18 protein-coding genes are annotated in these 20,287 nt (G+C 66.0%); 10 read left to right on the top strand and 8 right to left on the bottom strand.

Annotated features, from left to right (window positions below; all coding sequences use genetic code 11):
* Positions 1–39 precede the first annotated feature (39 nt).
* Positions 40–900, top strand: coding sequence for an isocitrate lyase/PEP mutase family protein (locus AC6CIE_RS20970; protein WP_498093756.1), 861 nt, complete (start codon positions 40–42; stop codon positions 898–900).
* Here the strand turns inward: AC6CIE_RS20970 and AC6CIE_RS20965 are convergent.
* Positions 894–3,791, bottom strand: a complete 2,898-nt coding sequence (locus AC6CIE_RS20965; protein ID WP_498093754.1) for a WG repeat-containing protein — start codon at positions 3,789–3,791, stop codon at positions 894–896. The two genes, AC6CIE_RS20970 and AC6CIE_RS20965, sit on opposite strands and share 7 nt — an antisense overlap.
* Before the next feature lie 2 nt (positions 3,792–3,793).
* Positions 3,794–6,964: a WG repeat-containing protein gene (locus tag AC6CIE_RS20960; protein ID WP_498093752.1), complete on the bottom strand. Its 3,171-nt coding sequence runs from the start codon at positions 6,962–6,964 to the stop codon at positions 3,794–3,796.
* Positions 6,965–7,327: 363 nt separating this feature from the next.
* On the opposite strand from AC6CIE_RS20960, the gene AC6CIE_RS20955 reads away from it, so the two are divergent.
* On the top strand, positions 7,328–8,569 hold the full coding sequence (locus AC6CIE_RS20955; RefSeq protein ID WP_175122258.1) for an MFS transporter: 1,242 nt from the start codon (positions 7,328–7,330) through the stop codon (positions 8,567–8,569).
* A gap of 15 nt (positions 8,570–8,584) precedes the next feature.
* On the opposite strand, the gene AC6CIE_RS20950 is transcribed toward AC6CIE_RS20955, so the two are convergent.
* Positions 8,585–8,965 (bottom strand): cupin domain-containing protein, encoded by a 381-nt coding sequence (locus AC6CIE_RS20950; protein WP_498093750.1) that lies wholly within the window; start codon positions 8,963–8,965, stop codon positions 8,585–8,587.
* 105 nt (positions 8,966–9,070) lie between these two features.
* Here AC6CIE_RS20950 and AC6CIE_RS20945 point away from each other — a divergent pair, with 105 nt between their 5' ends.
* Together AC6CIE_RS20945 and AC6CIE_RS20940 are read left to right on the top strand one after the other, a co-directional pair.
* Positions 9,071–9,304, top strand: a complete 234-nt coding sequence (locus tag AC6CIE_RS20945; protein WP_498093748.1) for an Arm DNA-binding domain-containing protein — start codon at positions 9,071–9,073, stop codon at positions 9,302–9,304.
* Positions 9,301–9,858, top strand: a complete 558-nt coding sequence (locus AC6CIE_RS20940; protein ID WP_175122261.1) for an ureidoglycolate lyase — start codon at positions 9,301–9,303, stop codon at positions 9,856–9,858. The genes AC6CIE_RS20945 and AC6CIE_RS20940 overlap by 4 nt, the downstream gene beginning before the upstream one ends.
* A 7-nt stretch (positions 9,859–9,865) precedes the next feature.
* Here AC6CIE_RS20940 and AC6CIE_RS20935 read toward each other — a convergent pair whose 3' ends face one another.
* The gene (locus AC6CIE_RS20935; protein WP_481145835.1) at positions 9,866–10,462 is read right to left on the bottom strand and encodes a hypothetical protein; all 597 of its coding nucleotides are present in this window, start codon (positions 10,460–10,462) and stop codon (positions 9,866–9,868) included.
* A gap of 150 nt (positions 10,463–10,612) precedes the next feature.
* On the opposite strand from AC6CIE_RS20935, the gene AC6CIE_RS20930 reads away from it, so the two are divergent.
* A complete protein-coding gene (locus AC6CIE_RS20930) occupies positions 10,613–11,734 on the top strand; it encodes a DUF1254 domain-containing protein (RefSeq protein ID WP_498093746.1) in 1,122 nt (373 codons plus the stop codon).
* An 11-nt stretch (positions 11,735–11,745) separates the two neighbouring features.
* Positions 11,746–12,672 (top strand): LysR family transcriptional regulator, encoded by a 927-nt coding sequence (locus AC6CIE_RS20925; RefSeq protein ID WP_175122264.1) that lies wholly within the window; start codon positions 11,746–11,748, stop codon positions 12,670–12,672.
* Between the two features lie 17 nt (positions 12,673–12,689).
* Here AC6CIE_RS20925 and AC6CIE_RS20920 read toward each other — a convergent pair whose 3' ends face one another.
* From AC6CIE_RS20920 to AC6CIE_RS20905, 4 genes are all read right to left on the bottom strand, one after another.
* Complete coding sequence (locus AC6CIE_RS20920) at positions 12,690–13,496, bottom strand: SDR family oxidoreductase (protein ID WP_498093744.1); 807 nt, start codon at positions 13,494–13,496, stop codon at positions 12,690–12,692.
* A gap of 23 nt (positions 13,497–13,519) precedes the next feature.
* Positions 13,520–14,719 (bottom strand): ABC transporter substrate-binding protein, encoded by a 1,200-nt coding sequence (locus AC6CIE_RS20915; protein ID WP_343737281.1) that lies wholly within the window; start codon positions 14,717–14,719, stop codon positions 13,520–13,522.
* A gap of 32 nt (positions 14,720–14,751) precedes the next feature.
* Positions 14,752–15,684 carry a 3,5-dioxohexanoate:acetyl-CoA acetone transferase gene (gene kce, locus AC6CIE_RS20910; protein ID WP_498093742.1) on the bottom strand — a complete coding sequence of 311 codons (933 nt, stop codon included), beginning with the start codon at positions 15,682–15,684 and terminating at the stop codon, positions 14,752–14,754.
* Between the two features lie 234 nt (positions 15,685–15,918).
* On the bottom strand, positions 15,919–16,200 hold the full coding sequence (locus AC6CIE_RS20905) for a peptidylprolyl isomerase (RefSeq protein ID WP_105240852.1): 282 nt from the start codon (positions 16,198–16,200) through the stop codon (positions 15,919–15,921).
* A gap of 289 nt (positions 16,201–16,489) precedes the next feature.
* Between AC6CIE_RS20905 and AC6CIE_RS20900 the strand changes: the two genes are divergently transcribed.
* The 4 genes from AC6CIE_RS20900 to AC6CIE_RS20885 all read left to right on the top strand — a co-directional run bounded on the left by AC6CIE_RS20900 (position 16,490) and on the right by AC6CIE_RS20885 (position 20,286).
* Entirely contained in the window at positions 16,490–17,227 is a 738-nt protein-coding gene (locus tag AC6CIE_RS20900; protein WP_498093740.1) for a FadR/GntR family transcriptional regulator, read from the top strand.
* Between the two features lie 36 nt (positions 17,228–17,263).
* Positions 17,264–18,622, top strand: a complete 1,359-nt coding sequence (locus tag AC6CIE_RS20895; RefSeq protein WP_498093738.1) for an aromatic ring-hydroxylating oxygenase subunit alpha — start codon at positions 17,264–17,266, stop codon at positions 18,620–18,622.
* Positions 18,619–19,188: a 3-phenylpropionate/cinnamic acid dioxygenase subunit beta gene (locus AC6CIE_RS20890; protein ID WP_498093736.1), complete on the top strand. Its 570-nt coding sequence runs from the start codon at positions 18,619–18,621 to the stop codon at positions 19,186–19,188. Before AC6CIE_RS20895 ends, AC6CIE_RS20890 begins: the two co-directional genes overlap by 4 nt.
* A gap of 105 nt (positions 19,189–19,293) precedes the next feature.
* Complete coding sequence (locus tag AC6CIE_RS20885; RefSeq protein ID WP_254594208.1) at positions 19,294–20,286, top strand: Bug family tripartite tricarboxylate transporter substrate binding protein; 993 nt, start codon at positions 19,294–19,296, stop codon at positions 20,284–20,286.
* Position 20,287: the final 1 nt, after the last annotated feature.

Genomic DNA, 20,287 nt, shown 5'->3' with positions numbered 1-20,287 from the left:
ATGCAGGCATCAGATCCCCGGAATGAAGGAACGCCCATCATGAATGCCAATCCATCCCCCGGCGCGCGACTGCGCCAACACCTTGCCGACAGCATCGTGGTGGCGCCCGGCGCATACGACGGCCTATCGGCCCGCCTGGTCGCCGCGGCCGGGTTTTCAGCGGTGTACGCCAGCGGCGGGGCCATTGCGCGCGCCGCCGGCTATCCGGACATCGGACTGCTCAGCTTTACCGAAGTCATGGACCGCGTGGAAAAGATCGTCGAGGCCAGCGGCCTGCCGGTGATCGCGGATGCGGACACCGGATTCGGCGGATCGGCCAATGTTGAGCGCACGGTGCGCACGATGGAACGCGCGGGCGTGGCGGCGTTCCATATCGAAGACCAGTCCTTTCCCAAGCGCTGCGGCCATCTGGACGACAAGAGCCTGGTGGACGCTGCCGAGATGGCCCGCAAGGTCCACATCGCGCGCCAGACGCTTGCCGACGCGGACACGCTGGTCATCGCGCGCACGGACGCCATTGCGGTCGAAGGCTTTGACGCCGCCATCGCGCGCGCCGAGCTGTACCTGAAGGCCGGCGCCGACATGATCTTTGTCGAGGCGCCCGAGACGCTGGCGCAGATCCGCGCCATTGCTGAGCGGTTGCCGGGCCTGAAACTCATCAACATGTTCTACGGCGGCAAGACGCCGCTGGTGCCGCTGCCGGATCTGGCCGCGATGGGCTATCGCCTGGCGATCATCCCGTCGGACCTGCAGCGCGCGGCGATCCACGCGATGCAGGCCACGCTCCAGGCCATCCGGCAGACGGGCGACAGCAGCGCGCTGGCGGATCGCCTGACCAGCTTCGCCGAGCGCGAAGAGATCGTGCAGACCCGCCGCTATCTGGCGCTGGACGCTCAGTAGGCGCGAGACGCCGCCGTGCGGTTGCAGCCGTGCGGCATGCGCAGCGGCCACAGCCGTTGGCCGGCCGCACCGTACAGCGTGCGGATGCCGCATTGCATCTTCACCTGCGCCAGCATCTGGCCGGCGGGGTCGATGATGCGCGAATCGTCTTCCGTGGACACCACCGCGCGTTGGCCCGTAAAGCCCGACAAGGCCCGGAACTCGGCTGGAATGGCGAACTGGCCCTGGCCGTTCACGTAGCCATAGCTGCGGTCTTCGCTGGCGGGCGCCAGGCCTTCGCGCATCGGACCCAGCGCGTCGAAAGCCGGTCCCGTCAGCGCACCCTTGGCATCCACCCAACGCGCCCCGCCGCCGGACAGCTGCGTCACGGCGCGTCCCTCCGAAAACGCGGACGCAAAGCCTTCGACCGTCACCCGGGTCTTGCCCGAAAGGTCGGTGTAGTCCGTCATGGTGCCGCGGTCCGCCGAGTAATGGCGGATCAGCAGGTCGGAACGCGACGGCCAGCTCCATTCGCCCTTGGGCAGGGTCGCGAGGATCTTGCCGCTGGCGTCCATCACGTGCGTGCCCGCCGCGTCCGCCGCCAGCGCGCGCGCCGGCGCGCCCTGGAACGCGGTGCCGATACGGGACGACGGCGCGATCTGCCAAGCGCCCTTGGCGTTCAGGTAACCCTGACGGTCGGCGCGGCGGATCTCCATCCAGTCACCCAGACGGACATAGTCGGCGTCCTTCATGTCCAGCGCATCCTCGCCGTCCGGCGAGATGATCCAGCGGCGCTCGCTATTGCCCGCGCTGACCGAGCCGTCTCCAAAATCACCCACCTGCAAGCCGCGCATGAATGCGGTCAGCGCCTTGCCCTTGGTGTTGAAGACCGCGGCGGGACGTTCGTATTCGTTCTCTTGCTTGCCCGGCTGCGTCACGCGCCACAGCGTGTCGTTCACGCGTTCCGCGCCTTGATGGCTGGCCGGCAGGATCCACCGCCCTTGCAGGTCGATGACGCCGACGCGCCCCGTGCCCAGCGAAGCGACGGCCTGGCCGTTCTGGAACTCGCCGATGCTGCGGAACGCCGGCGCGGCCAGCTCCTTGCCGGCGACGAAGTCGTACAGGCCCCACGGCGCGCCGTCGGCCGCCGTCTTCAAATAGCGCACCACGCCCGGGGCGACGACCTGCGTATCGAAGTTCTCGGGCAGTTCGAACGTCTTGCCGGCACGGTCGATCATGCGTACCACGCCGTCGCCATACACCTGCGCGTAGCCCTGGCGGAACATACCGATGTGCTGCTGCGCGGGCAGGTCCAGCGGCTTGCCGCGTGCATCCAGCAGCACCATGCCGTCGGCCGTCTCGGCTGCATAGCGCAACTGGTCCGCCGTGAGATCGGCGCCTTCGCCGGCGTCGTCCAGCGGCGTCACGGCGGTCCACGACGGATCGGTGACCGTGCTGCCGTCGGCCAGCAGCAGTCCCACCTGGACATCATCGCAGTGGCAGTGGCTTTGACCCAGCAGGCCCAGCGGCGCGCCAGGCACGCCGGCCGGCAGTGACTGAAGCTGCTGGTTCTGAAGCGCCTTCACTATCTCGGGCTTGAGGAGCGCCTTGCCGTTCTTGTCCAGCACGTTGAGCAGCGCGCCTTGCGCGTCGGACAGCCACAGATTGCCTTCGCGCGTTTCCATGCGACGGGCGTCTGCCAGCCACGCGGGCGCCGCGTCGCCGTGCACCCACGCGGCCGTAGGCGTCAGTACGCCCGCGGTGCGGCTGGCGCCGTCCACGAACAACACATAGCCTTCGCGTTCGTCGCCGGCCGACAGGCCCTTGCCCAGCGTCAGGGGCTGCGGGCGCCCCGGCACCAGCGCCACGAGGTTTTCTCCGGACGGGTACACGATGGTGTCGGCAAAGCGTTGGGATGCGTGGCCTTCCGCGTCCGTCAGCGTCGCAATCACCGCGCCGTCGCGGTCCAGCACCGCAAACCCCGCCCGGCGCGGCAGCGCTGCGCTGTAGAAAGCCTTGCCCACAGGGTTCATGCTTTCGTATTGCTGGTCCGCGCCGATCAGTTTGCCGTCCGCCGTCACCAGCACGGAACCATCCGGGCCATAGCCGGTGGCCAGGTTGCCGCTGTCCTGCGCGTAAATGTCGTCCAGCACCGGTTCCACGACCCAGTTCCAGTCCTTGTCCACCACGCCGTACTTGGACTCGCCATTGGTGGCGATGTACAGGCCCTTGTCGCCCAGCGGCCGCGTGATCACGACGCCGGTTCCGCCGTAGCGCCGCTCACCCTTGGCCGAGCGGTATTCCTCCTTGTACTGGACCGTGGCGCGCGCGGGCACGCCGTCGTACAGGCGCACCGCGCGCACCACGTCCTCGAACGGTTCGCCCGCAGGATTGCCCTGGCGATCGATCAGCAGCGGCTTGCCGTCCAGCGTCACAACTGCCAGTCCGATCTCGACAAAGTCCTGCACCGCGTCAAAGCGGGGCGGAACGGCCATGCGGCCATTGCGGTCGATGTATCCCCACTTGCCTTGCCAACGCACCGCAGCTAGCCCGTGGCGGAAGTCGCCAACCGCCTCGAAGATCGGCTCGATCGCGACGCGGCCGTTGTGGTCCAGAAAACCCCAGGCGTGGCGGCGCAGCGAGTTGTCGCGCGGTACGCGGTCGATGTTTTCGATGGCGGACGGCAGCAGCACCGCGGCGCGGCCGTCGTGCAGGTCCCGGATGCAGCCGTTGCCGAAGGGGTTGCGCGAGGAAATGTCGTCGGCTGCCGGATAGGCCTGGTACTCCGCATCGCTCATGCAATACAGGTGCATCGACGGTATATAGCCGTTCTGCGCCTGGGCGGACAGGGATACGCCCAGCGCGGCCAGGGCGCAGGCAAGGCGGGTGGTTCGTAGCACGCGTGACGTCATGATCATTCTGCGTTGGCGTTGGCGGTCTCGGCGACGGGCGGTTTGACGCCGGTGGCCTCGGGGCAGGTGAGCTTCTGGGGCGGCCAGCTCTGCTGGTCCTTCGCATCCACGATCACCATCGTGTCGCACAGCACGCCGAACAGCGCGGTCGTGTTGCCCTTGGTGTCGATGTACTCGATCAGCCGATTTCGGCGGACCAGCGCGCGGCCTTCGTGGAAGTTGTCGGCCCACGTGAACGCCGGCGCAATCGCATAGCGTCCGGTCAGGTCGACGTACCCGAACAGCTTGCCGGTGCGTTCCAGGCGGCGGGCCCGCGCCAAGCCGTCCTTCAAGGGGCCAAGCTGATTGAAGTGCGCGCCCACGACGCGCTTGCCGTTTGCGTCGATGAAGCCGTACTTGTTGTCGCCATCGCTGTAAGGCACGACGCCTTCGCTGGCTTTGTCATAGTCGACGGCGTGGCGGCCCGGCAGGCGCGCGATCTCGCGTCCTTGCAGGTCCACCAGGATGCTGGACGAGCCCTCGTCGTCGTTGAATACGACGCGCTGCATCGAGGCCAGGGGCATGCCATCGCCCCATTTTTCCAGCATCGTCTTGCCGGTCTGGTCTATCACGCGGTAGCCCGCGCCGCTGTTGGCGCGCGCCAGGCCTTCGGGCTGGGTGAAGAAAGGATTGAATTCTCCATAGCGCGCCGGCACCTTCATGTTGCCGCGCGCGTCGATGGCGCCTTCGCGCTCGTCGAACTTGATGTAAAGCCAGTCGCCGTACTGCTGCTTGTCTTCGGGACGACCGTCGGACACACGAATCGCGCCGCCTTGCGCGTCGAACAACACGGCGCTCGCGTCGGCCAGTTCGCCCAGAAAGCGACCATCCTTCAGCTTCTGCGGCTTGCCTACCACCGGCTCGCTTGCCTTGCCGGTGCGCAGGTTGATGACGCGATAGGCGCGTTCGGTGTAGCCGCCGCGCTTGCGCGTGTCTTCGGGCGCTTCGGCCAGCATCATGCCGTTGCCCAGGTATTCCAGGTCGTAGGCGCCGTTGTAGCGGGCAGGCACCACCCACTGACCCTCGCGGTTGACCACGCCCCAGCGATTCTTGTCCCGCACCTTGGCCCAGTCGTCCTCGAACTCCTGGACTTCATCGAAGGCGGGCTTGAGCACGGGCGCACCCTTGCGCACGTTCCACAGGCCCATGCGGCGCTGGCGGTTTTCGTTCACCGCGCGGTATTGCAGCAGTTCGCCGTCGAGACGCGATGCGTCTTCCAGCACGTTCGCGGGAACCGCCACCGTCTGGCCGCGGGTATCGATGAGCAGCGCATCGCCGCGCAGCATGTCCTTCGTGCGGGCCCAGGTGTAGGGGCCTTTGAAGGGGCGCATTTCGCTGTACTGGGGCTCGATGGCCCACGTGCCGTCCGCGCCGATCGCGCCGACTGCGCCGGCCCGATCGGCCTTTGAACGCGCCACGATCGGCAGCGTGACGTCGTAGGTGTCGATGTTTGCCCAGTCAGGGTTCGTGACGATATCGCCCGCCGCCGTCAGGATGCCGAGCGGCTGGTCATATTCGCTGGGTCGCAGGAGGGCCAGCGGCGCAGCGGCATCGGCGGCGGATTTGCGCGCATAGTGGAACTCGCTGATGTCGTAGCCGCGCAGCTTGGCGACGGTGGTTTCGTCAAGGATGCCCAGGCCGTCGGGGTTGTAGATTTGATGCAGCGTCTCGTCGTCCGCGACGGCGTTGACGCTGCTTTGCACGGCGTCGGCGGCTGCGGTGGCGGTGTCGCTGGCGGCGTCCATTGCCGCGTCCATGGCAGCGTCTGCGGTCGCTTCTGACGGCGTTGCGGGGGTTGGGGCTGCGTCCGCGTAGGTCGCCTCCTGCGCGGCGTCCGCGGCGTCAGCTGCGACCGGCGGATCCTGGATCGCGGCTGCGGTCTCCGCTTGCGACGCGGCCTGCACGGCTGCACCCACCGCAGCCGCCGCGGCCTCGTCTTCCGCGCTCATGTCGTCACGGGTGGCGTCCATGCCGGCGCCGGTAGCGCCTGCCGAAGAGACAAGCACGCCATACACCCACGCGCGTCCCTGATGAATCTTGACGTCGCCGTTGCGCAGGGCGAGCAGCTGCACGCTGCCTGCGGGATCGATCAGCAGCGTCATGCCGGGTTCGGCGGCAAAGCCCCAGCCGTCGCGGCGCTGCACGCCCAGATAGTCGCTCTTGAACGCGTGCAGGGTTTCAAGCTTGCTGTCCAACAGCACCGAACCGCCCTTGGCGTGCCGCGCCAGCCAGACGCCCGGCGCCAGCAATTCGACGCGTTCGTAGCGCTGTTCAGACAGCGGTTCGCCGCGTGCATCCACGAACTCCCAAGCGCGTTCGCGGTTCACAGCCAGCACGTCGCCATCGCGCAGCGGCGGGGCGAGCGAGCGCAGCACCTGCGGACTGATTGCCCATGCGCCGCTTTGGTCCAGCAATCCCCACCAGCCGCCGTAGCGCGAGTCGCGCGATTGCGCCGGCAGATAGTCGCCCGTCGGTTCGGCCAGCGCCATCACGCCGTCGGGCAGCGTGGCCGGTTTGCCGGTTGCGGTGTTGAAAAGGCGCGGCGGGGTAGGGACCTCCATCGCCGCGAGCTTTTGGCCGGGCTGGAACCCGCCAGTGCGCGTGCCCAGCGGAAAGGTCTTCACGACCTTGCCCTGGCGGTCGATCAGCACGTCCCGGCCGTCTTCCTCGGCCAGCGCCGTGCCTTCGGCATTGAAGCCGGTGGCTTCCGAAAAGCGCGGCTCGATGACCCAGCGTCCACGCTTGTCGATGTAACCCCAGCGTTCATCCTGACTGACGGCGGCCAGCCCATTCTGGAAGGATCGGGCGTCCGAATACGCAGGCGTAATCGACATCACGCCCTGCTTGTCGATGTAGCCCCACGCCGCCGATTCGCCATCGGCGGTGCCCACGAGCACCGCCGCCAGGCCTTCCTGGTAAGGCTGGTGGCACATGGTCCCCGCGCCTTCGCCATAGCTGCTGTAGGAGCACTGCTGCGTCCAGTCAGGCCGCGCCTGCGCGTCGCCAGGCGCCAGCAGCGTTATCCCGGCCAGCGCCACGACCAGCGCCAAGGGCTTGAAGAAGGGCGCCGCCGTCATGGCTTGCAGGCGCGGCGCAAGACCGCGGAAATGAAAGAGCCAGACCGGGCGTGCCACATGATTCGATGCCTGCCGAATGATTGGGAAGGCAGCACTGTAACCAGGGGTACCCGGGGACGGATCGGCAGATGTAACTATTGCGGACGAAGCGTTAACACCTCTGGCCCTTTGATCTGAAATGTGGCTAATTTCGGCTAATGGTTCGCAAGTCAGGCATATTTAGATGTCACTTGCTGTGAAGAGACATTTTCCCTCCGAGCGCCGTCGTTTCAGGTCCGGAGGGATTGACTCTCGCCAGCACACATTCCCCCCGCGCATGCAGCGGACAAAAATTAATCGGTTGAATCGCCCGCGCGCCAGTTCTGTAATACATCCACTGCCCGCCCGGACGGGGGCGACGTTCCCTGCGAGAGGTTCGCCATGTCCACCCCCCAAAAACCGTCATTGGACGCATCCCAGCTTTGGCTGCTGGTCCTCGCCGGCGGCGTCGTCATGGGCCTTGCCCTGGGCGTGCGCCATGTGCAGGGCCTGTTTCTCCTGCCCGTCACGATGGACCGGGGCTGGAGCCGCGAGACCTTCGCCATTGCCCTGGCCGTGCAGAACCTGACGTGGGGCATCGTGCAGCCCTTCACCGGCATGATTGCCGACCGCTATGGCTCGGCCAAGGTGATTGCCGGCGGGTTGGTGTTCTACGCGCTGGGCCTTGCCGGCATGGCGCATGCCACGACGCCCGCCGCCTTCATGTGGACGGCGGGCGTGTGCATCGGCATCGCGCTGTCCGGCACGGCATTCGCAGCCATCTACGGCGCGCTCAGCCGTCTGGTGCCGCCGGAACGCCGAAGCTGGGCGTTGGGCGTGGCGGGAGCGGTTGGCGGCCTGGGACAGTTCACGATGGTGCCGGCGGCGCAATGGCTGATCGGCGGCTGGGGCTGGGTCGCGGCGTTGCTGGTGTTCGCGATGGTGCTGATGATCTTGCTGCCGCTGGCGTTTCCGCTGCGCGAGCCCGCGAACCGCGTGCGCGATGCGGCCGCGCCCGACGCGAACCTGTCGCTGTCTGACGCCATCCGCGAGGCCTTCACGCGCCCCGGTTTCTGGCTGCTGAATCTGGGATTTCTGGCGTGCGGTTTCCAGCTGGCGTTCATCGGCACGCACCTGCCCGCCTACCTGATGGACAAGGGCCTGCGCGCGTCGGACGCGGTGGCGGCGCTGGCCATTATTGCGCTCACCAACGTCATGGGCACGTATGTCTGCGGCATCCTTGGCGCGCACCATCGGCGCAAGTATCTGCTCGCGGGCATCTACTTGGTGCGGACCGCGGCGATTGCACTCTTCGTGCTCGTGCCGCTATCCACGTGGTCGGTCTATGCGTTCGCGGCCGTGATGGGGTTTGTGTGGCTGGGCACGGTGCCGCTCACCAATGGGCTCATCTCGCAGGTGTTCGGCGTGCGCTACATCACGACGCTCTTTGGCTTCGTGTTCTTTGGCCATCAGGTCGGCTCGTTCCTTGGCGTGTGGCTGGGCGGCGTGGTGTTCGAGGCCACGCGTTCCTACGACCTGATCTGGCTGGGGGCGATGGCGCTGGGCGTGCTGTCGGCCGCCTTGCACTGGCCGATCGACGACCGCGAGATCCAGCGCGCACGGCCAGCGGGCGCGGCGGGATAATTAGCGGGGACGCGGCTACGCCAGCCGGTGCTGCGTGCCCGCGCCCATGGTGATGTGCAGCATGCGGCAAGGCTCCATGACCTTGACCGTATGCCATGCCCCTTTGGGGATGACGTAGCCGTCGCCGGCCAGCATCTTCACCACCTGAATGCCGGTGGGCCATTCCAGGTGCAGCTCGGCCGCGCCAGCCATCAGGCGCACGATCTCGTCGGCGCCGGGGTGCATCTCCCATTGCGGCCAGTCCGCGGTGAACTCGTATTCGGACACCAGCCAGCCGCGCCCGTATTGCTCGAGGTCTACCGGGGATTGGGACCAGAACTCGTCGCCGCCCGTTACGGTGGCGGCGGCGCCGGAGGCGTCCAGGTACACATAGTGCGACGTCAGGTCGATAGCCATGTTGCGGGTCCTCGGGTGTGGGGATCAGGGCAGTGTATGTCAGCGCGCATCCTGTCACATCGTTGCGTTTATCATGTCTGCCATCGGCAACAGGGAGAGCATGCGATGAGCAAGGGATTCGAAGGGGTGCGTCCCGCGTCCGAATCGTCCATCGAGATCGGGTTCTTCCACGACGGCCGGCATTGTGTCGAGCGTATCCGGGTCAAGCCCACCGCCGCCAACCTCAAGCGCGCTGCCGACCGGCGCGTTGCCGTCCTGGAGGCCATTGCGCGCGGGGACTTCGACTACGACGCCGAATTCCCCAAACGCGGCGCTAAGCCATCACAGGGTCCCGCATGACGAGCAACACGCAGCTTGAAATCCACGATCTGTCGCCTGATGCCTTCAACGCCTACGGGTGGATGCTGGGCAAGCCTATGCCGGACGGCAACGGCGTTCCGTTGTACACGCATCCGGCCACCGACTTCTGGCACGAACACCAGTTCAACACCGGCGCGGGCGGCGATGCCGAACTGCTGTGGGTCAATTACCGCAGCCAATCGCTTGAGGTCGCCAGCCTTGAAAAGCATCTGCTGACGCAACAGGCGATCGTTCCGCTGACCGGCAGCATCATCCAGATCGTGGCGCGCAGCGCCGCCGACGGCACGCCGGACCTGTCCACGCTGGCGGCCTTTCATGTGGCGCAGGGGCAGGGCGTGTGCATGCGGCCTGGCTGCTGGCACGCCACCCGTGTGGCGGGCGACGAGGTGACCTGCATGATGCTGACGCGGCGCTCCACGACGGTTGATCTGATCCAGCACCTGACCACGGACGCCAACGCCACCGAAAGCGCCATCACCGCCATTCCCGCGCGTCAGCTGGAAGTGCCTCAGGATCTGCTGCAAAGCGCCTGAGAAAGGGTCATTCCGCTTCGCTGCATTCGTAGCCCAGGCGCGCGAACAGGGGCCACTTGTTGCGGTAGCTGTCCGTCCAGCACATGCCGAAGAAGGCGGCAAACGGTGCATCGATCCGTTGCGCGGCTATCCGCGCTGCCGCGTCGGCATCCCGAGGGCAGAAGGGCTGGCCCGGCGTCGGGTACAGCGCGCCGTCCCAGACCGGCTGCTCGCAATGCTCGCAAAAGTTGGACCATTCGCCGGATCGGGCCGGGCTTTCGCGGTAGAACGGCGCAATCGTGCGCAGGGTCTGCGCCACCTCGGGGGCGAGCGCCCGGGTCGACGAGATCATCGCCGGGCCGGGCATCGCCTGCCATTGCGCCGGCCCGAACAGCCAGTCCCGAAACGCCTGCGGATCCAGGCCGGGGCTGTCGGCATCGTCTTCATCCAGCTCCAGTTCACCCTCGGTGCTTTCATGACCGGGCGGCACGGCCAGCGCCGCCACACGCGTCAGTTTGCTGCAGGCCGCGCAGGGGTGCTCGGCCTGCAGCACGAAGTACGACGACGCGCGAATGTTGAAAGCCTCTCCGTCCGGGCCGGTCATGCTGGGGTCTTGCGCTGCCATGCTGCTGTGTCTTTCCTGTTGCGTCGGCAAGGTGCGCCGATTCTTTGATATGCGGGGGAAATATGCCAGAATCCCCCGGAATTCGAGCCTGGCGCATTACACGCCGCCGTCACCGGGCGCCCGCGCCATCCCGTCATGCCGGAGCCCTGAATGCGCCACCGCCAGATTAGCACCGCATTTCGCCGCGCCACCTGCCGTCCGTTCATCGGTCTCGTTGCCGTCTTCGCATTGGCGGGCGCCATGGCCGGCTGCACCTTCAGGTCACCCGACGCCGCTTCCGGCTCGCAGTGGGTCGGCATCGAAGGCGTCTCCGCGCAACAGGCGCGCACCATCGCCCGCGAATCCTACCTGTACGGCGCGCCCATGGTCGCCAGTTATCAGGCCATGCATGCATACAGCATCGACAAGAACGGCGCGCAATACAAAGGGCCGCTGAACACCATCAACCCGATGGGCACAGCAGCCGCTGCGGCGGCCGGGCTGGATCCCGCCTATCTGTATTCGTACGCGGCCCTGGACTTGCGCGCCGAACCCGTCGTCGTCACCGTGCCTCGCGTGGAAAAGCAGCGCGACGCCTCGTTGCAGGTGATGGACCTGTATATGCACCACATCGGCGACCTGGGTTCGCGTGGCCTGGGCGGCGGCGTGTTCCTGGTGGCGGGTCCTTCCTGGAAGGGCAAGACCCCCGCGGGCATCACCAAGGTGATTCGCGCCGAGACGGAGCTTGCCACGCTGGTCGCCCGCACACAGCGCTTCAATCCCGCCGACCAGGACAACGCCAAGCGCGTCCAGTCTCGCTTCAAGGTCCAGCCCCTGTCGGCGTTCCGCAACCGTTCCGCGCCTGCGGCGCCCGCCAAGGTCGAATGGATGGCGCCCGTACCGCGCGCGCAGATGTATTCGTCGCTCGAGTTCTACGACGAGCTGGCCTTCCTGCTGCGGTTCGCGCCCGCGCACAAGACCGAGACGATGTTGCGCGAGCGTATGGCCAGCCTGGGGTTGCGGCCTGGCGATGCCTACGACACGGCGTCGTTGAACCCAGCCTTGCGGCGCGCGCTGCAAGAAGGCATGCACGACGGACAGAACGACATCGACAAGAACCGCGCGGCGCAGGGCGCCAACACCGATGCACTGTTCGGCGGCAGGGAGACACTCAAGAACAACTACCTGACGCGGGCGACGGGCGCGCAGATGGGGCTGTTTGCGTTTGGCGGCATGAGTGCGGCCAAAGCGCCACCCAAAGCGCCACCCAAAGTCCAGCCTTCAACGCGTTAGGCGCGCACCGCATGAAGCGCAACTTCAACATCCACGACCTGCGGATTTTCTATGCCGTGGTCATGACCGGCTCGACGCGGCAGGCGGCGTTGGCCATGCACCTGACGCAGCCGGCGATCAGCCACGCGATCTCGCGCCTGGAAAGCGCGACTGGCGTCCAGCTGTTCGACAGATCGCACAAGACCCTGCGTCCCACGGAGGCGGGGCAGTATCTCTACAGCGAGGCCAAGTTCGTGCTGGACGAACTGGTGCGTATCGACGAGGCCCTGCACAGCATCGAACAATTCGGCGGGCGCGGCTTGCGCATCGCTTCGTCGCCCGCGTTGGCGCTGGGTTACGCGCCCGACGCCGTGCGCCGCTATCTGGACATCAACGGTACGCGGCCGTTCTCCATCGACGTGGAATCGTCGATGCAGGTCATCAGTGCGGTGGAAACGATGCGCGCCGACTTCGGCCTTGGCGCCGTGGGCCGCGACAGCACGCGGCTGACCTTCACCCCGTTTCTGCGTGCGGACGTCATGGCCATCGCGCATCGGGAACACCCGCTGGCCGGACGCGAGACCATTTCGGTGCTGGATATTCCGCCGGACACCTACGTCAAGCCGTTGTGGTCCGACTACGTGGTGGCGCAGGGCGACATCGCCGACTCGCTGCTGCTGCGGTCCGGCATGCAGGCGCACATGTCGCTGCTGCCGGGCACGGTGCGCGCGGTCAAGGGCATCAGCCTGGTGAACGCGCTGTCCGCGTCCGATATCGTCGCGTCGTTTCCAGATCTGGTGGCGGTGCCGCTCGCCTCGCGCCAGTGGTTCGACTTCCTGCTCATCACGCGCGCCGAGTCGCGCAACAACGAGCTGACCGGGCGGCTGCTGGATGCGCTGAGGTCCACGGCGCAGGCGCGGCGGCAGGGCGTTTATGCGGAGACGATCGCGCTGCTGTAGCGGCGATCGCCACGCCGTCATTGCGCCGGCGGCTGCCACGGCAGCGATTGCAGGTCGCCGTCGATGCTGATTGCCTGGCCGCTGACCATGGCGCCGAACGGACTGGCCAGAAACAGCGCCATGTTGGCGATGTCCGCCGCGCGCACGAACTGCCGCAGGCTGACGCCCGACAGCTCCAGTCGGGTCTGTTCCTCCACCGACAAGCCCATGTTCTTCGCCCGGGCCGCAATCACGCGTTCGATGCGTGGTCCGGCGACCAGTCCCGGCAGCAGCGCATTGACGCGGATGTTCAGTGGACCCAGTTCCATCGCCAGCGAGCGGGTCAGCCCCACCACGCCCCATTTGGTGGCGGCATACGGCGTGCGCATGGGCAGGCCCATCCGGCCCGCCACCGAACTGATGTTGATGATGCTGCCACCGCCCGCCTCGCGCAGCGCCGGCAGCGCATGCCGCACCGTGTGGAATTGCGAGGCCAGATTGATGTCCAGCGTCGCGTCCAGCTCCGCTTCCGTGATGTCGGCGATGCCCGCCGTCGGCCCCGCGATGCCGGCGTTGTTCACGAGCAAGTCAAGCCCGCCCAGATGCGACAGCGCGGTCTGCATGTAGCGGTCGATCTCGTCTCGGCTGCCCACATCTGCGCGCGCCCAGGGATGGCGGCACGCGGCCAGGGCTTGTTCATCCACGTCGCACAGATGCACGCGCGCGCCGCGCTCCGCAAAGGCGTCGGCCAGCGCGGCGCCGATGCCGGACGCGCCGGCCGTGACGATGACGCGCTTTCCGGACAGGTCGACGGGCAGGGCGGTGATCGCGGCGGGAGTATGCATAGGGGTTTCCGGTCGATTCATGGTCAGGGCTTCATCAAGCGGCAGGTCGATTCCGCAGGCGACGTATACACCTGGTCGCCCGGCACCCGAGCCACCAGCTTGTAGTAATCCCACGGCGCCTTCGATTCCGCCGGCGTCTTCACCTGCATCAGGAACATGTCGTGCACCATCAGCCCGTCCGCGCGAATCTTGCCGTCCTTGACGAAGAAGTCGTTCACCGGATTGGCCTTCAGCCACTTCATGATGGTGTCGCCGTCGGTGCTCTTGGTGGCTTCCACCGCCTTCAGATAGGTCGTTGCCGCGGAATAGTCGCCGGCCTGCAGCATGGAAGGCTTTTTCTTCATCACGGACTCGAAACGCGACGCCCATTTACGCGATGCGTCGTCCTGATCCCAGTACCACGCCGTGGTCAGGTACATGTTCTGCGCTGCTTGCAGGCCCAGCGCATGCACGTCGGTGATCAGCACCAGCAGGCCGGCAATCTTCATCTTGGGCGTCAGGCCGAACTCGTTGGCCGCCTTGACCGCATTGCTGGTGTCGCTGGCGGAATTGGCCAGGCCCAGCACCTGCGCGCCCGAGGCCTGCGCCTGCAGAATGAACGACGAGAAATCGGCTGTGTTCAACGGGTGCCGCACCCGGCCCTTGGCGTTGCCGCCGTCGTCCTGCACCACCTTCGATGCGTCCCGCTCCAGCGCATGACCAAACGCGTGGTCCACCGTCAGGAAAAACCAGTCCTTGTTGCCTTCCTTCATCATCGCGCGCGCCGTGCCGCGCGCCAGCGACACCGTGTCGTACACGTAATGCACGGTATAGGGCGTGCACTGCGAATTTGTCAGCTCGGACGCGCCCGCGCTCACCACGAAGAACGGCGTTTTCTTTTCCTCGGCCACCTTCGCCATCGCCAGCGCCGCCGCAGAGTTTGCGCCGGCGATCAGCATGTTCACGCCGCGCTGATCCAGCCATTCCCGGGCGCGTGACGACGCGATATCCGCCCGGTTCTGATGGTCTGCGACCAGCACCTCCACCTTCTTGCCCGCCACGGTGCCGCCCAAGTCGGCGATCGCCATCTTGATCGCCTCGGCCCCGCCCGGTCCATCGGCGTCGGCTGACAGCCCCGACATATCGGTGATGAATCCGATCCGGATGACCCCGTCATCGGCCTGGGCCGCGCCCGCCATGCCCAACAGCGCGGCCAATGCCGTCGCACGCAACGTTTTCTTCATGTCTCGTCTCCCCACTGGGTGGATGTGTGTTTTCAGAACGCGACGTTGCCGCGTCCCTTCAGTTGCAGGGTCTCGCGTGCGTCGTCGGGTGTGGCGACCTGCAAGGACAGGTTTTCCAGAATCCGCCGGATGCGGCGTACCTGGTCCGCGTTGGACTGCGCCAATTCGCCGGGGCCGTCCCACAACGAATCTTCCAGGCCCACGCGGACGTTCCCGCCCATCGTGGCCGCCATCGTCGCCAGCGGCGTCTGCTTGCGCCCCGCGGCCAGCACCGACCAGATGTAGTCGTCGCCAAACAACCGGTCCGCCGTGCGCTTCATCATCATGACGTCTTCTGGGTGCGTGCCGATGCCGCCGCGGATGCCGAACACAGACTGGATCAGGAACGGCGGCTTGAGCAGCTTGCGGTCCACGAAATGCGCGGCCGTGTACAGGTGGCCGATGTCGTAGCACTCGATCTCGAAGCGCGTGCCGTTGTCACTGCAGGACGTGAGGATGTGCTCGATGTCCTTGAACGTGTTGCGGAAGATCAGGTCGTTGCTGCCCTCCAGATAGGGCCGTTCCCAGGCGTGTTTGAACTCCTTGAAGCGCTCCAGTAGTTCGTACATCCCGAAGTTCATCGACCCCATGTTCAGCGACGCGACTTCGGGCTTGAACTGCAGGGCCGGCGCCATGCGCTCGGCAATGGGCAACACTGGCGAGCCCCCCGTCGTGATGTTGACCACGACGTCCGACGCCTCCTTGATGCGCGGCAGAAACTGCGCATACAGCGCCGGATCCTGCGTAGGCTGGCCGGTGTCCGGCTGACGCGCGTGCAGATGCACGATGGCCGCGCCCGCCTCGGCGGCATCCAGCGCAGACTGCGCGATCTGATCGGGCGTGACGGGCAGATAGGGCGACATCGACGGCGTATGGACCGAACCGGTGATGGCGCAGGTGATGATGACCTTCCTGGACTTTTTCATGGGCCTCTGGCGCCGTGTGATTGCGCTGTGGATTCTTGTGGCCCCGGCTGTCTCCTCCGGGTGTAGGCCATTCTGTCGCAGGCCTTCGGGTCCTGTCACCTGAACAGAAATTATCAATTGATAGGGAATCCGGTGCTGCGGTGCAGCGTGGGGTGGCGCTTGCGCCAGGCGAAAAAAAACCGCCGCCAGGATTGCTCCTGGCGGCGGCTTTCTGAGCCAGTTGGCGGCGAGGACTTAGTCCTGGCGGCTGGTCACTTCAACCAGGTGGTAGCCGAACTGGGTCTTAACCGGGCCTTGCACTTCGCCGACCGGGGCGCTGAACACGACGGTGTCGAATTCCTTGACCATCTGGCCCGGGCCGAAGGTGCCCAGGTTGCCACCGTCGCGGCTCGACGGGCAGCTCGAGTTTTCCTTGGCGAGCTGGGCGAAGTCAGCGCCATTCTCGATGGCGGTCTTGAGTTCGTTGGCCTTCGCTTCGGTGGAAACGAGGATGTGACGGGCGGAGGCTTGTGCCATGTGGGAACTCCTTGCAGACTGATTTGGGGAGGGGAGAGTAACGCATTCGCGTGAACTCGCTACGTTGGCAATGATAAACGGGGATTGATCCGGCCCCGGATCAGGCTTGGTATGCGCATGTGACCAGCATCCGCACTTCCCCTAATACCTGCCCATATCCTTATACGATTATCGTATTTTCAACGCGCCCCTCCCGGGACGCGTCCACAGCCGAGGCAACGCGGGCTGGCAATGAGATGCACGTTTTCGGACGAGACTTCCTATGCCTGATTCAGCTTCCCGAGTACTGTTGAAAAGAGAGTCGGTCCCGCCGTTCTCGTCAGAGCCCAATCTGACGGACCGCGTCACCGAGATGCTGCTGGACGAGATTACCAGCGGCGATTACCAAGTCGGCGAGGTCCTGCCCCCAGAGCAGACCATCGCCACCCGGCTTGGCGTTTCGCGCACCGTGCTGCGCGAAGCGGTTTCCCGCCTGAAGGGCGACGGCATTGTGCAAAGCAAGCAGGGCCGCGGGCTGACCGTCATGCAGACGGCGCGGCCTTCGGTGCTGCGGATGCAGGCGGCGGACATTGGCGACGCGGATCAGGTGCTGCGCATCGTGGAATTGCGCCGGGGCTTCGAGATCGAAGCGGCGCCGCTGGCGGCGGCTCGGCGGGACGAGGACGATCTGGCCGCGATGCGGCTGGCGCTGCGCAAGATGGCCGATGCGATCGCGTCGGGCGACGTGGCGGTTGGCGTGGATGCAGACATGGAGTTCCACCGCTGCGTGGCGCGCGCCACGCGCAATGAACACTATCTGAATTTCTTCGATTTCCTGGCGGTCCTGCTCAAGAAGAACCTGCGCGTGTCGCGCTCGCGATCGGCCAAGATCGCGGGCCGCGGGGCGCAGGCGCAGAAGGAGCATGAAGCGCTGTTTGCCGCCATCGAGAAGGGCGACGTGGAGCTTGCGCGGCAGTACGCGCGCACGCACGTCGACAACACGGAAGCACGTCTGCGTACAGCGGCGACCACGGCTGAGAAGCCGTAGGCGCCCAATAAGGGCATCCTCCAAGGGGAAGTGGTGATGGGTCAGAAGACGATCGATGAGTTGGTGCGCGCCGAGGAAGGACTGGTCAGCCGGTCCATCTTCGTGGACGAGGAGATCTTTCAGCAGGAGCTGAAGCAGATCTTCTCGCGCGCGTGGCTGTTTGTGGGGCACGAAAGCCTGGTGCCCAAGCCGGACGATTACTTCGTCTCGCGCATGGGCACGGAGTCCGTGATCCTGACGCGCGACCGGCAGGGACAGATCCAGGTCATGCTCAATAGCTGTGCGCATCGCGGCATGAAGCTGTGCCGCTATGACCACGGCAACAACCGGACCTTCACCTGTCCGTACCATGGCTGGAGCTTTTCCACCGACGGCAAACTGGTGGAACGGCCCGGCGAGCTGGTCGGGGTGCCCGGCCACGCGACGCACTACAAGGGCGAGCTCGACAAGAAGCAGTGGGGCCTGAAGACGGTGGCGCAGGTGGTGAACTACAAGGGCGCCATCTGGGCAACGTGGGATCCGAACGCGCCGCCGTTCCTGGACTACATCGGCAACATGCGGCTGTACCTGAACGCGGCGCTGGACCATCGCAACGGTAGTCCTGGCGGCTCGGAGGTGATCGGCGGCGTGCAGAAGTGGCGCGTGAAATGCAATTGGAAGTTCGCGCCCGAGAACTTCATTGGCGATCTGTACCACGACATCAGCCACCGCTCGGTGGACATCGTGGGCATCGGGCCGGGCGGCGGAAAAGGGCGGCGCGATGCATCAGCCACGCGGTCGGCGATCTGTTTTCCGGAACTGGGCCACGGCCTGCTGGGCCGCTTGCCGTTCTACGAAGAAGGCCCCTACGCGCCGCAGTACGGCCGCTACCCGGAGGTGGAAGCCTACTACCGCGAAATCCATGAGCAGCGCGAACGCACGCTGGGTTCGGCGATGCGGGTGCAGACCAGCGTGGGCACCATCTTCCCGAATATGTCGTTCCACGGACGCCAGCCACGCACGCTGGCAGTGTTTCATCCGATCAGCTCGACCGAGATGGAAATGTGGCGCATGTACCTGGTGGACAAGGATGCGCCGGAGGCGGTCAAGGAGGCGGCTCGCCATTATTTCCTGCGCTATTCCGGACCGGGCGGCATGACGGAATCGGACGACATGGAGAACTGGACGGGCGCCACCGAGGCCAGCATGGGTGCGATGTCGCGCGAACTCTTCTTCAACTACCAGATGGGCGTGGGCCACCGGCAGGACGTGCCCGAGATTCCCGGCTGTGCGGTCAACGGCGAATACACCGAGGAAAACGCCCGGATCTACTACCGGCGCTGGGCGCAGTTCATGAACGGCCTTTCCTGGGACCAACTGATGGCGGGCGCGGTGCGCCTTGAGGAGGCGGCATGAACGCACCCATCGAGAGCGCGCCGACCGTGGCGCAGGACGACAGCGTGGACGACATGCTGCTTTGGTGGGAAGCGCACCGTTTCCTGCACTACGAGGCCGATCTGCTGGACCACCGCGAGTTCGACAAGTGGCTCACCCTCCTGGACGAGGCCATCACGTATCGCATGCCGCTCACGCGCAACGTTCGTCGCGACGCGATGGCGCAGGAATACTCCGGCAGGCAGGATGCCGCCTGGTTCGACGAAGGCATCGACACGCTGCGCCAGCGCGTGGCGCAGATCAAGACGGGCATTCACTGGGCTGAAGAACCGGCCTCGCGCGTGTCCCATCTGGTGACCAACATCCGCGTGCTCGACGTAACGCCAGACGACGACGGCGGCGATCTGGTGCGGGTGCGGTCGCGCTTCCTGATCTACCAGAACCGCCTGCAGTCCGAAGTGAATCTGTTCGTCGGCAAGCGCGAGGACGTGCTGCGCAGGCGCGATGGACGCTTCACGATTCTGTCGCGCGAGATCCATCTGGACCAGAACGTTCTCTTATCGAAGGCGCTGACCATCTTCTTCTAGCGCGCCATTGCCGGAGCCGGCCCGTCTGCCGGCATTCGATGGTTTTCCTTCCACTCGGGGCCTGACCGCCGACAGGACGCGCTCGCCCATACCTGGAGTTGCAGCATGCAAAGACGTACTGTACTGAAGGCCATTGCCGGCGCGGCCGCGATGACGGCGACGGGAATTTCGTGGGGCGCCGACGCGGCGTATCCCAGTAAGCCGATCCGCCTGATCGTGCCGTATCCGCCGGGCGGCGTCACGGATGTGGCGGGTCGCCTGGCCGGCGAGATCCTCACCCGCAAGTTCGGCCAGCCGGTGGTGGTGGAAAACCGGCCGGGCGCGAACGGCATGATCGGGAGCCAGCAGGTGGCTTCGGCGCCGGCGGACGGCTACACGCTGCTGCTCAACGGCCTGGGCGGCATGGTGCTGCCGATGGCCACGGTGACCGGACTGCCGCTGGACACGGCACGCGCCTTCACGCCGATTGCGCAGATGGCCGAATTCATCAACGTGCTGATCGTGCGGGCGGATTCGCCGATCCGCAGCGTCGACGACCTGATCGCCACGGCGCGCAAGCGCAGCAAGGACGGACTGAACTATGGGTCCAACGGGATCGGCTCGTCGGTGCATCTGACCACCGCGTTCTTCGCGCAGCACACGGGCACCAACCTGCTGCACGTGCCGTACAAGGGCAGCGGCGAGATGCTGGTGGATGTGGTGAACGGCAATCTGGACTTCAGCTTCAGCAACCTGCCGCCGGTGATGGGCCTGATCCGCAAGGGATCGATTCGCCCGATTGCGGTGACCAGCAGCTATCGCAGCAAGCAGTTGCCGGATGTGCCGACGATGGCCGAGCAGGGCGTGGCGGACTTCGACGTGACGAGCTGGCTGGGCGTGTACGGCCCCGCCGGCATGCCGCCTGACATCGTGCAGAAGCTCAGCGCGGCTTTGCAGGAAGGCATGGCGCAACCGCAGTCGGTGGAAACCTTGACCGCCGCGGGCTTTGAGCCCAAGCCGCGAGGGGCCGACGCCTTTGCGGAGCTGAACCGGGCTGAGCTGGCCCGCTGGAAGCAGGTGGCCACCAAAGCCAGCATTTCCCTGAAATTCGGAGCCTGAG

The sequence above is a fragment of the Achromobacter sp. GQ309 genome (genome assembly GCF_059759315.1).
The sequence above is the reverse complement of the archived record's forward strand: the minus strand, read 5'-3'. Positions and strand labels throughout refer to the sequence as shown.